The following is an 11,614-nucleotide window of genomic DNA, read 5'->3' as shown; positions in this document are numbered from 1 at the left end:
GCAGCCCAGGCGAAGGGCGCGGCTGCGGAACTCAGCCGCGTTGTCCAGGTGCAGCCGCTGCGGCAGGCCGGCCATCGGCCAGTCGATCTGCAGCCCCAGGTGAGCCAGCCAGGCCGCCTTGGCTGGACGATGCGGCTGACCAGGAGGGCCACGGTGCCAGCACCGGGCCGCTCCATGCCGATGAAGAAGGCCGGGACCGTGCGCGTGGCCAGATCGATGGCCACCGACAGCCAGGGGCGGCCGATGACCTTGCGGGTGAAGCGGTCGACGATGAGGACGTCGGCCTGGGGGTGGTCGATCTGCACGATCTCCAACGGCCAGTCCGCTCCGAAACTGCCGGGCGCGATTGCAGCGCCCGGGAGAGAGGCCAGATGCTGGAGTTCCTGGCCGCGGTGCGAACGCAGCCTGCGCGCCACCGTGTTGCGTGACGGCGCCACAAGACCATGTTCCGTGCAGCGCCGGCGAACCTCGTTGAGGGCGTCCAGCACGGGGTGTGCGAGCTCGCGCTGCCGCGGGACCCACTGGTCGACGACCGACGAGACGATCGCCTCGACCGGAGGCGCCAGCCGCCAGGGTTCGCCGCGGCGGCCTCCCGCGTCCGGTACCAGCGCAGACGTTCTCGGATCCGCCAGAAATCGAGCACGAAGGCGATAGACCGTGGTCCAGTGGACACCCAGCAGTTGGCCCGCGCGCTCGGCCTGCTCGCGTCTCATGGGACCTCGGCCTAACGGCCTCAGCACGCGAGCGATCTGGACTTCACGTTCGCCGATCTCACGGGGCGACTGCATCCGTTCACCTCACAAATGCGCCAGTAGCATGCTTCATGGACGCGCCAGATGCAATAGCAAGGTTCGTGGACTCGGTGTCGCGTGTTGTGGTCAACTCGCGACAGACAGCGAGAGGGGTTTAGAACCCGAATTTCCTTGTTGAATCAATACCTTAGCCGCAAGTCTCGCTAGCGCGGTTCGTGGACATGGCTAGTGGGGTTCGTGGATCTCAACACCTGCTGCGCCGTCTGAACCGGCTGGTCGGCGCCGACTTCGAACTGCGTCAATGGCGTCACGTGGCGTTGTTCAATCGGGCCGACTCGTGCATCGAGATGCACCTCGAATCTCGGATCGCACAGACCGTGCACTGGCTCGGCGGCGAACGGACTTTCGCTGCCGGCGAGCGCATCCACACCGAGAACTCCTACAAGTGGACGCTGGATGCCTTTGGCGCACTGTTGCGCGAGGCCGGCTTCCGCGAGCCGCGGCACTGGACCGACGAACGCGGCTGGTTTGCGTTGTTCCTAGCCGCGGCTTGACCTGTGCCGTCACACGGCGCAGCTACGAAAGCCTGCTGGCACGTCGTTTCGGTGGGCCTGAAAGAAGTTGCGGTACTTCTGGTGGCGCATGCGCGATTGCGTGCAGTGCGAGGCCCCCTTGAGCACCGGCCGGCCGTCGAACCACGGCGCCGAGTAGTCACGGTACGGATGCGGCTCGAAGCCCGGCAACGGCTCGAACGGGCTGGCCGTCCACTCCCACACGTCGCCCCAACCGAAAGCGGGCTCGGCGGTACAGGCCGCGCACTCCCACTCGGCTTCAGTGGGCAGGCGTCGGCCAGCCCAGCGGCACCACGCCTCGGCCTCGTGCAATGTCAGGTGGGAGGCCGCTTCGCGCGGGTCGAGTACGGCCCAGCGTCCGCCCCGCCAGCATTGCCATCCGTCCTTACCGCGTCGAAGGTACCGTGGCAGGGCGTTCGCCTGGGCAGCGCGCCAGCGCGCACCGGCCTCGGACCACCATTGCGGCTGGTCGTAGCCGCCGGCCTCCACGAATGCCAGGTATTCGGCCCAGCGCACGGCCTGGGCGTCGATGGCGAAGGGCGTCAACTCGACGTCGCGACCCACCAGTTCGTTGTCGAACACGAAACCTCGTCCGGCATCGGCTCCGAGCCGCCAGCGTTGGGCCTCCAGCCGCAGCGCAGCGCCGGGATCGGGGAGCCCTCTCGCCTGCCAGCGCTCGTCGTCGACGGCGATGCCCAGTCCGCGCGCCATGTAGAGCGCCGCCTCGTGGTGCATGTCCTCGTGCAGCAAGGCGAGACGGAAGAAGTACAGCGCGTCGTCGCTGTGTTCAGCCTGCTGCAGCAACGCCAGGGTCTGCTCCAGTTGAGCTGCGAGGTCGGCTCGCGTGGCCTCGGCGTCCGGCAGCGCGAGCTGCCACCGGCTGTCGTGCGCGACACGGCTCGAGTTGTAGAGCGCGTCCGCGTCGGCGCGCAGAGGCTCTCGACGAGGCACTTCAGGGTCCGCGCGCGCGCCGGCATCCAGCGCGGGGTTTCGCGCGATCCAGTACTCCTGGAACCAGCCGATGTGGCCCAGCTCCCACAGCGGCGGATTGAGTTCGGGCCGCAGCGGCACACGCAGGTCCGGCAAGGCCTGCAGGTAGCGGGCGAAGGTGACCAGCGTGTCGGCACGGCTGGAGCGCAGCAAATCCGCCAGCACCTCGGGCGAGCTCTGCCGGGCGGCCTGCGCGGCTAGCGTTAGGCTTGCATCGTGCATCGAGAGACCCTCGTCATCGTGACGCCCGCGCTGGCATCGGCCAACAACGGCAACTGGCAGACGGCGCGCCGCTGGGCGAGCATGTTGCGTCCAGCTTACCGCGTCCGTCTCACCGACCGGTGGGATGGCGGCGCCAGCCGCGATGAAGCGCTGATGATCGCGCTGCATGCGCGCCGTTCGGCGGGCTCGATCGCTGCCTGGCGGACCGCGCATCCCGAGCGACCGTTGATGCTGGTGCTGACCGGCACCGACCTGTACCGCGATATCGCCATCGATGACGAAGCGCGTCGCTCTCTCGATCGGCAGACGTGCTGGTGGTCCTCAACGAACTTGGCGCGTCGGGCTTGCCGGAGAGGCTGCGCGCAAAGGCCCGGGTGGTTCTGCAGTCGTGCGGCGAGCGGCGGCAGGTGCCGAAGTCACGTCGATACCTGCGCGCGCTGATGGTGGGCCACCTGCGCGACGAAAAGGACCCTCGGACTTGGTGGCGCACCGTGACCCGGCTGGCCGAGCGTGCGGACATGAGGTTCGATCACATCGGTGCGGCGCTGGACCCCTTTCTGGGTGCTGAGGCCGCGGCCCTGGCTCGCGAGGTGCCCGGTTTCCGCTGGCTCGGCGGACTGGCGCACGGCGCCGTGCGACGACACATCCAGTCCGCCCATGTGCTGGTGCACGCAAGCCGCATGGAAGGTGGCGCGCACGTGGTGATCGAGGCGATCCGCAGCGGCACACCCGTGCTGGCCTCACGCATCGACGGCAATGTGGGACTGCTGGGCAGCGAATACCCAGGGTACTTTGCGCCCGGTGACGACGCGGGGCTGGCGGCCCTGCTCGAGCGCGCCCGCGACGATGCCGATATGCTGCCGAGACTGATGGCTCACCAGACTCTACGCGCGCCCTTGTTTGCGCCTGAGGCAGAGCGGGTCGCGCTGCATCAAATCGTCGGCGGGCTGCTGTCCCGCCGCACCGCCGGATCTCAACCATGAACGCATCTGCCTGCCCCGCTCCCGCCGCCGAACCGCGGTTGACCTCGCTGTCGCACGGGGGCGGGTGCGGCTGCAAGATCGCTCCGGGCGTGTTGTCCGAGATCCTGAAGGGCACCGCGGCATTGCCCGTGCCGAAGGAGCTGCTGGTGGGCATCGAGACGGCCGACGATGCCGCGGTCTATCAGCTCAACGACGAGCAGGCGCTCATTGCCACCACTGACTTCTTCATGCCCATCGTCGACGACCCCTTCGACTTCGGGCGCATCGCCGCCACCAATGCCATCAGCGACGTCTACGCGATGGGCGGCCGGCCCATCCTGGCGCTGGCGCTGGTCGGCATGCCGATCAACGTGCTCTCGACGCAGACCATCGGCTGTGTGCTCGAAGGCGGTGCCGCGGTCTGCCGCACTGCCGGCATCCCGATCGCGGGCGGCCACACGATCGACTCGGTGGAGGCCATCTATGGCCTGGTGGCCCTGGGCCTTGTGCACCCGAAGCGGGTCAAGCGCAACGCCGACGCACAGCCCGGCGACCTGTTGGTGCTGGGCAAGCCGCTCGGCGTGGGCGTGATGAGCGCGGCCTTGAAGAAGGAACAACTGGGTGCGGCCGGCTACGCGCAGATGATCGCCAACACGACCAAGCTGAACACGCCGGGACCGGACCTGGCCGCACTCCCCGGCGTCCACGCGCTGACCGACGTCACCGGTTTCGGCCTCGCTGGGCACGCGCTGGAACTGGCTCGCGGCGCGCGCTGCGGTGTGCGGATCGACTGGTCGGCGGTGCCCCTGCTGGAGGGCGTGCGAGGGCTGGCTGGTCAAGGTTTCATCACCGGTGCCTCGGGCCGCAACTGGGCCGGCTACGGCGCCGACGTGGACCTGCCAGCCGGCTTCACTGCCGAGGATCGCGCCCTGCTGACCGATCCGCAGACCAGCGGGGGGCTGCTGGTGTCTTGCACGCCGGCGGCAGTCGACGAGGTGATGACCGTTTTCCGACGTCACGGGTTTGAGGCCGCGGCCGTAGTCGGAAAGGTGATGGCCACGAGTTCGTCACCGCGCCTGCACCTGAGCTGATAGTCCCCTGCCCGGTGCGTGAGGCGCTGCGTCAATTTCGACTGACTGGCAGCATCCTGTGGCAGCTGCGGCGCGCGAGCCTGTTCCATAGCACACGGGATCGACGCCGGCGCTGCCCGTCGATTCCGCATCCGGCTCTTGAGGGCACCGACGAGGCACCGAGCTGATGCCTCCTGCCCGCGGGCTGACTTGCGGTCCTTCGCTACCCGGGCCTACCTGGGGCCTGCACCTTCACTTGGGCCGCGGCTGCTGCAGGCCCCGATCGCCCTGCAGCAGCCGGCCCTCGCGCAGCAGCGTCACCGCCTGCGCCAACGCCTGCGCGGCGTTGCGCACCTCCTCCTGCATCGCGCCGTCCCGGTCCAGCGCCTCGTGGCTGGTCGCATAGGGTTCGTAGTAGCCGATGAATCGGTCGAACCGCGCCATCGGACCGGCGTCGATCAGGCCCATCCAGTCCAGCCAGTCGCACAGCGCGCGGCGCGTTCCCTCGATGCCGGCCACGTCGCCGTGCACCACGACGCCGTACGCCCGGCCAGCGAGGTGCTTCGGATACGCCCAGCCCTCGAGCTCGATCTGCTTGGCCTTCTGCGGGTCTTTGCCGCCGGTGCGGGTCGGGTCGGGATTGCCGCCATCGGCGCAGACCAGGCGGTCCATCATCAGCTTCATCGGGCTCGACGCCTGGTACCAGTGCACCGGCGTGAGCAGCAGCACGCCGTGGGCGGACACCCAGCGCTCGTAGATCTCGGCCATCCAGTCGTTGGTCTGGCCCAGGGCGTGGTTGGGATAGCAACTGCATGGCCAGTGGCACAGCGGCATAGCGGTCGATACGCAGGCCTTGCACGGATGGATGTGGCGCGCGTAGTCGGACGCGAGCGGCTCAGGTCGAGCAGGTCGACCTCGAGGCCCTGCGCCGCCAGGGTCTCGCGGGCGACGTGCGCCAGTCGCCAGGTCTTCGAGATCTCGCCAGGGCAGGTGCCGTCGTTGCGGGGGGAGGCGTTGACCAGCAGCACACGCGACGCGGTAGCGCCGGCGGCCCAGCGTTGCTGCGCCTCCTGCAGCCGGCGGTGCGTCTCCAGCCACTCCTGCGACAGGTCGAACTGCGGATCGGCGAAGGCGGGACCGGCCTTCACCGTGCGCGGTGACTTGCGCCCGCCGTCGTAGGCCTCCCAGGCGATCTGCTCCAGGCGTTCGAGCGCCTGGCGCTCGGCATCGAATCCGGGATCGACGAAGCGCTGCCGGAAACGCTCGCCGAACGCGTCGCGCGACAGCGTGTCGGGCGCTTGGCCCTTGCGGGGTCTCGGGGTCATCGTGGGCCGGGACTCGAGCCGGGGTCCCCTCTTCGCCACCGCCACTTGGTCGGTCCGTCACGACCGCACCTCGCGCGGAGCGGAAGAGGTCCGTCGCCAATGAAGAGGCCGCCCTCGAGGGCCAAACCTGCTGCTCCGAACGTGCCCCAGTGGTCGCCTGGCACTCTGGAGCGGCAGGCGCCGAACGCGAACCGAGCTTCAAAGGCCGTTGCGATGTCAATCATGTCCGCGATCCCGTTACTGGCTGCGGCAATTGCGATGCCCGCTATGCCTTGATGCCCTGCTAGCGCACCAATCTCCGTTGCGCCTGGCCATAAGCAGCGGACGATGGCCGTGGCTGTGGGCCCTTCAGCCGGACCGCGGTCCCAGGCGGTCCGGTTGTCTCGCCTTATCCCGGGTCGAGTGACGCATGCTCGAGTTTCTGACTGGCGGCTCGTTCATGCACTTGCATCGGTGCCCGTCCCTGGCGGGAACACTTGTTGGGAGCGGATTGAAAGCTCGTCCCTGTTTTATCTTCGCCAAACGACGTCCTGATAAGAACACTTCTCAGGACGTCAGTTGGTGACGCGAGTCGTCTCGCTGGTGTAGCGGAAGTGCGCGACGAAGGCCTTCATCCCGCACCCACGGCAAACAACTTGACCACGGCCGTAGCGCACGGGCCCTCAGACCAGTTCCTGTACCAGGCTTGTCATGCTCGGTCTGGTCCGTGGGAACTGCTCGCGCACCGCGCTGCGTTCGCTGATGCCGAGCACCAGACCGACCTGCTCCTCGTCAGCGCCACGGTCATACAGGCGAGCAACCACCGTGCGTCGGATCGACAGCGGTGTCGCCCACTCCAGTTCCGCGTAGCGGAACAGCTTGCGGTAGGTCTCGAGGATCGGGCGGCAGAGGCAGCGCCGCCGACCCTCGGCGCCGTACTGCGTGATGCGGAAGCCCTCGCCCGTCGCACTCAGGAACAACGGGCTGTCCGGATCGAGACCGCGGTAGGCATTGGAGTCGCCCGCGCCGTGGCTCCGAGCCACTCGCTCTGCGAGGTAGGCAGCCAGTGCGTCGTCCAGCTTTCGGCTGGCGAAGTAGAGCGGCCTCGACTTGCCGGAGATGCTCGCGGTCGCCGGCAGTTCCGATTCTCGACGCACCGCGCCATCGGCCTGCAGGTAGTCGCCGACGCGCAGCCGCACGATTTCGAGGGGCCGCGCGCCGGTGACGAACAGCGTGTAGAACAAGGCCACGTCGCGCGCGGGCTGGGCGCTACGGCCGCGGATGCGCAACACCGCCCGGGTGATCTCGTCCGCGCTCACGACCCGATCCCCTTTCGGAGCGTGGCCCGCGACCGGCTCGAATCGTTCCAGGGCATGCAGGATGGCTTCGCGCCGCTCGCGCAGGCGCCGCACGAAAGCGGTGGCCCCGTCGTTCATGCCTTCGATGCCCACTTCCCTGCACAGGCGGATCGCGACCGCCTTGACGCGCCTCTCGACGGCGGTGCGTGTGATGCCGAAATCCGCGGCCACCGAATCGTAGGTGCGGCCGTCGATCACCGCACGCAGCATGGCCACCGCCTGTATCGCGGCGCCCCCCGTGGAACCTGGTTCATCGTCTTCCATGGCATGCCCTCCGACTGCTGTCGAACATGTCCATCGTTCCCAAGAGATTCCTGCGCCGACAGCCAAAACCACGCGGCCCGGCCAGAGGTATCGGCACTGGCTCATTCAACGGCGACCGCTGTCCATCGATCTCCAATGGCAAGCAATTAGCGGTTTAGTTACTGGGTGAAACCCGAGCGCGCACGTCGCGCCGTTTCCTGCGCCAATATCAACGAGCCACTCCTTGGGAACGTCGGTATCGAAATGCTAGGTTGAACGCGTCGCGGCCGATCGGCGTTTAGGGAGTTTCGTCGGCACGCAGAAACGCTGAACAGGGGGCAAGAAGAATGCTCGATCGCGATCAGCTGGAAACCTTCGCGACGGTGGCCGAGGCGCAGAGCTTCGAACGCGCCGCGGCATTGCTCAACATCACGCGCGGCGCGGTGTCACAGCGCATCAAGGCCCTCGAGGAGTCGTTGACGACGGTGCTGCTGGTTCGCGAGAAGCCCGTCGTGCCGACTGCCGCAGGCGAGGTCCTGCTGCGCCACGTCAAGGCACTGCGCCTGCTCGAAGGCGCGACGCTGAACGAACTGAAACCCCAGGCCGGCCCGCATGTGCCCGTGCCGCTGGCCATCGCGGTCAATGCCGACTCGCTCGCGACCTGGTTTCCGCGCGCCTTGTGGGAACTGCTGCTGCGCCGGCAGGTAGCGCTGGAGATCGTCACCGACGACCAGGACCACACGTCGGGGCGCCTTGCACGTGGCGAGGTCATCGGCTGCGTCTCGACCGACGACAAACCTGCGGGCGGCTTCCTGGCCGAGTGCCTGGGCGCGATGGAGTACCGCTGCTACGCCACGCCGGCCTTTGCGGCGGAATACTTTCCGAACGGACTGAACGTTCAGGCGGTGCTCGTCGCGCCGGCGATCCTGTTCAATCGGAAGGATTCACTGCACGACGACTTCCTGAAGCGGCGCTTCGGCTTCGCCGTGGAGCGCTACCCGCGCCACTACCTGCCCTCGCCGATGATCCTGATGGAGGGTGTTGCCGCCGGGATCGGCTATGGGTTGGTGCCGAGCCTGCAGGCCGCCGCGGCAGCCGGGCGCGGCGAACTCGTCGACCTCGCGCCCGATGAACCGGTGCTCGTCAACCTGCACTGGCATCACTGGGAACTGGAGCCACCTCTTTCGCGCGATATCACGAACCTGGTCGTCGGCCATGCACACGCCCAACTGCTGCCGCGCGCGGCGCAGGAGCCGCCTGCAGCTTCAGCGCCGAAGGCCACCGATGCCGAATGACCTGGACCCACCCATCGCGCAGATCAGGCCCACGATGGCCGACACACCGAGTCCTCCGATCAGCGACACCGTGTCGGCGTCGCCCTTGATCCAGCCCGTCCATCCTGCCAGGTAGACAGCACCCGACGCGGCCAATCCAGATCCCATCACGAGGCCTGCCTGGCCCGCTGGAAGGGTCGCTCCGCGCAACAGCAGCACGAAGAGCCAACCGACGCTGGCGAGGTAGACCACGTTCACCGACGCCATGGTCTCGACGATGCCCTGCCCGCGCGCGGCCAGCAGGCCGCCGGCGGCGAGCGCGGCCATTGACCAGCCCACGTGGTTCGTATCGCGCGCGCCGGGCGCCGCGGCCGCCATCGCGCTGGCCATGGCACGCACGATCGCGGCGCCCGAACCCAGTGCCGCCGTCGACAGCGCGGCAAGCAGCAGCGCTGCCGATCCGGGCCACAGCCCATCCGCCGCGCGCCCCAGTGCAAACGGGATCGCTTGTTTCGCGTCCGTCAGCCCGTCCAGTTCGCCCCAGCCACGCAGCGCCAGCACCAGGGCCGGCGGCAGGAAGGCGACGGCGATCAGGACCACGCCCGCCAGTGCGCAGCCCGCGGCGGCAACCAGCGGACGGTGCGCGGCCAGCACGAACTGGTGGTAGTCCGCGCCCAGGCACACGAGCAGCCCGACCGCCAGCACGATGGACACCAGCCGGGACGTGCTGAATCCTCCGAGGTCGCTCACGAACCGTGGCGCCGCCTGCGCGTAAAGCGCCAGGCCGCCCGCGTCAGCCAGCGCGTAAAGCAGCACCACCGCGCTCGCCAGCAGGCAGGCGGCGAACAGGCGCGATGCGACACGCAGGTCGAGCCGGGAGGCGCCGAGGATCAGCGCCAGCACCAGCGCCTGGGACAAGTACCCAGGCAGACCGATCACCCGCGCGATGGCGACGCCACCCGCGATCTGGGCCGCCAGCACGCCGCTCATCCAGACCAGGGACAGGAACGCGACGGCGCGCTGGATCGGCTGGCCGAAGGCTTGCCCGAACAGTTCCCAGACCGGTACGCCGAGCTTCCACAACCTGCCCGCGAAGGTCGCAAGCGCCAGCATGCCCAGCGCTGTCGCAACACCGTACAGACCGCCCGCCATGCCGTGCGACAGCGCCATCTCGCCCGACCCGAACAGGAAGCCGATGCCATAGCTCGCCGACACCAGCAACGCCGCTACTTGCAGCGTGCCGAGCACCCGCGTCGTCATGATCTGGCCTCCCTCTCCCAGGCTCGGACGACCGCGGTAGGCCCGTCGAAGTACGCGTCACAGACCGTCCCATGCTCCCGGTACGCGGGCAGGCGCCGGAAGAGCGCATGCGCTCGCGGCAGGTGGTAGTAGGGAACAGCCGGCAGCAGGTGATGGCTCAGGTGATAGCCGTTGTTGCGTGGGTGGATCAGCCAGCGCGCAGGGCCGCGCACGGCCATGTCGCGTGTGAAGCTCAGGATGCCGCCCGGCCGCAGGCCGAAGTGGTCGCACATCTCGCGCAGTGTCGTGATCAGGTGGAAGACCGTTGCCCGCGCCAGCAGCCACAACCCGACGAACGTCAGCGTGAACTGCGCGCCCGCGAACTCGACCAGCAGCGCAAGCGCCCCAAACCACCAGGCCGCGATTCCCACCCGGCCCGACCATGACACGCCCACGGCCCCGAGGTGCCCGAAGAAGTTGCCCCACCAGGCCCGCAGCGAGAAGACTTGGCGCAGATAGCTCGACAGCCAATGGCGGGGCAGCGCTTCCGGCGGATCGATCAGGTCGGGATCACCACCTGCGGCGCCGAGCTGCATGTGGTGCTTGAAGTGGTCCGCTCGATAGCTCTCGAGCGACGCGAACACCAAAGGCGCGACGAGCAGCCCCGCGACGGCATCGTTCACGCGCAGCGTTCGGCAGAGGTTGCGATGACCGGCATCGTGCAGGATGTTGCCCAGGGCGCGCTGCCGGTTCGCAACGACGAGCAGCGCCAGCGGCAGCATCTCGAGCCCGATCCACACTACCGCCGCCGTCGCGGCCAGGATGGCGGCCCAATCGAAGGCAATGTCGCCGACGGGCCGCGCCCAGTTCAGCCGCAGCAGCTCGCGGTGCGCGCCGCCGTCGCGCTGCAACTGCGCGCGCAGTTCCGACTGGTCCCCGAGGACTTCCGAATGCGTCAACATGTCCGGAAACTCCTTCCCCGGGCGGTAACGCATCGCGCGCCCCACCGGCTTCACACCAGTGGAAACGCCTCTGCAAAGGCCCGGGTATCGACGCTAGCAGCGCACTACGGCGCGCGGAGGACGTTTAGCAACTTTGGCCCTCGGTGAGCTTCGCTAAACCGCGACGGCGAATCGCGAGAAGCCTGGTCGAGTCCTCATAATCAGTTACAGAAACCAGCCTTCCCACACACGCAAAGGAGAGCCCCGGATGAGTGGCGAACGCGACCTCGATACCCTGCGGCGCGAGATGGCCCCGCAGTTGCACCCCGAGACCTTCGTCTACTGCAGTTTTCCGGACTTCCGCATCCCACCTGGCCTGGAGCCGATCTGCACTTTTCGCGAGGCCGAGGGAGTCACCGCGATCGTCGAGAAAGCCCAGGCCGAAGACTCGGCCGTGCCCTATGTCTTCGAGTCGCACCTCATCACCCTCACGGTGCATTCGGCACTCGACGCCGTCGGTTTCATCGCGACGCTGACCGGCCGGCTGGCCGACGCCGACATCCCCTGCAACGTCGTCGCGGGTTACCACCACGATCACCTGTTCGTGCCGACGCGTCACTCGGAGCAGGCGCTGAAGGTGCTGGCGTCGATTTCGGCACCGCCGCGCCCCTCGGCGCGGCCCGCCGT

The 11,614-nt window shown here is 68.2% G+C and carries 9 protein-coding genes and 2 pseudogenes; 5 read left to right on the top strand and 6 right to left on the bottom strand.

The annotated features are described in order from the left end of the window. Positions 1-713: pseudogene (locus Y694_RS16000) on the bottom strand (hypothetical protein); the annotation flags it as partial. Between the two features lie 260 nt (positions 714-973). Between Y694_RS16000 and Y694_RS15995 the strand changes: the two are divergent. Next, entirely contained in the window at positions 974-1,306 is a 333-nt protein-coding gene (locus Y694_RS15995) for an L-histidine N(alpha)-methyltransferase (RefSeq protein WP_081771323.1), read from the top strand. Between the two features lie 9 nt (positions 1,307-1,315). Here the strand turns inward: Y694_RS15995 and senA are convergent, their stop codons facing one another. Beyond that, on the bottom strand, positions 1,316-2,536 hold the full coding sequence (gene senA, locus Y694_RS15990; protein ID WP_036234243.1) for a selenoneine synthase SenA: 1,221 nt from the start codon (positions 2,534-2,536) through the stop codon (positions 1,316-1,318). A 308-nt stretch (positions 2,537-2,844) separates the two neighbouring features. Between senA and Y694_RS15985 the strand changes: the two genes are divergently transcribed. Beyond that, a complete protein-coding gene (locus Y694_RS15985) occupies positions 2,845-3,519 on the top strand; it encodes a glycosyltransferase (RefSeq protein WP_310732262.1) in 675 nt (224 codons plus the stop codon). Then, the gene (gene selD / locus Y694_RS15980; RefSeq protein ID WP_036234240.1) at positions 3,516-4,589 is read left to right on the top strand and encodes a selenide, water dikinase SelD; all 1,074 of its coding nucleotides are present in this window, start codon (positions 3,516-3,518) and stop codon (positions 4,587-4,589) included. Before Y694_RS15985 ends, selD begins: the two co-directional genes overlap by 4 nt. Positions 4,590-4,820: 231 nt before the next feature. On the opposite strand, the pseudogene Y694_RS15975 reads toward selD, so the two are convergent. Continuing rightward, a pseudogene (locus Y694_RS15975) lies at positions 4,821-5,893 on the bottom strand (flavodoxin family protein). A 662-nt stretch (positions 5,894-6,555) separates the two neighbouring features. Next, positions 6,556-7,428 (bottom strand): site-specific integrase, encoded by an 873-nt coding sequence (locus tag Y694_RS15970; protein WP_231497726.1) that lies wholly within the window; start codon positions 7,426-7,428, stop codon positions 6,556-6,558. 392 nt (positions 7,429-7,820) lie between these two features. On the opposite strand from Y694_RS15970, the gene Y694_RS15965 reads away from it, so the two are divergent. Further along, complete coding sequence (locus tag Y694_RS15965; RefSeq protein WP_051495832.1) at positions 7,821-8,768, top strand: HTH-type transcriptional regulator ArgP; 948 nt, start codon at positions 7,821-7,823, stop codon at positions 8,766-8,768. Here the strand turns inward: Y694_RS15965 and Y694_RS15960 are convergent. Then, positions 8,739-10,007: a hypothetical protein gene (locus Y694_RS15960; RefSeq protein ID WP_051495831.1), complete on the bottom strand. Its 1,269-nt coding sequence runs from the start codon at positions 10,005-10,007 to the stop codon at positions 8,739-8,741. The two genes, Y694_RS15965 and Y694_RS15960, sit on opposite strands and share 30 nt — an antisense overlap. Next, positions 10,004-10,993, bottom strand: a complete 990-nt coding sequence (locus tag Y694_RS15955; protein ID WP_231497725.1) for a fatty acid desaturase — start codon at positions 10,991-10,993, stop codon at positions 10,004-10,006. Before Y694_RS15955 ends, Y694_RS15960 begins: the two co-directional genes overlap by 4 nt. Positions 10,994-11,195: 202 nt before the next feature. Here Y694_RS15955 and Y694_RS15950 point away from each other — a divergent pair. After that, a partial coding sequence (locus tag Y694_RS15950; RefSeq protein WP_036234232.1) for an ACT domain-containing protein occupies positions 11,196-11,614 on the top strand: 419 nt, incomplete at its 3' end.

Origin of the sequence: Methylibium sp. T29-B (assembly GCF_000576225.1) — a bacterium.
In the GTDB taxonomy this organism is placed as follows: domain Bacteria; phylum Pseudomonadota; class Gammaproteobacteria; order Burkholderiales; family Burkholderiaceae_C; genus Methylibium; species Methylibium petroleiphilum.
Note: the sequence above shows the minus strand (reverse complement) of the source record. Positions and strands in the feature narration are given on the sequence as shown.

Excerpts from the sequence above, each read along its gene's own strand:
- Y694_RS15995 (WP_081771323.1), top strand. The coding sequence starts at position 974 with ATGGCTAGTGGGGTTCGTGGATCTCAACACCTGCTGCGCCGTCTGAAC.
- senA (WP_036234243.1), bottom strand. The coding sequence starts at position 2,536 with ATGCACGATGCAAGCCTAACGCTAGCCGCGCAGGCCGCCCGGCAGAGC.
- selD (WP_036234240.1), top strand. The coding sequence starts at position 3,516 with ATGAACGCATCTGCCTGCCCCGCTCCCGCCGCCGAACCGCGGTTGACC.
- Y694_RS15965 (WP_051495832.1), top strand. The coding sequence starts at position 7,821 with ATGCTCGATCGCGATCAGCTGGAAACCTTCGCGACGGTGGCCGAGGCG.
- Y694_RS15960 (WP_051495831.1), bottom strand. The coding sequence starts at position 10,007 with ATGACGACGCGGGTGCTCGGCACGCTGCAAGTAGCGGCGTTGCTGGTG.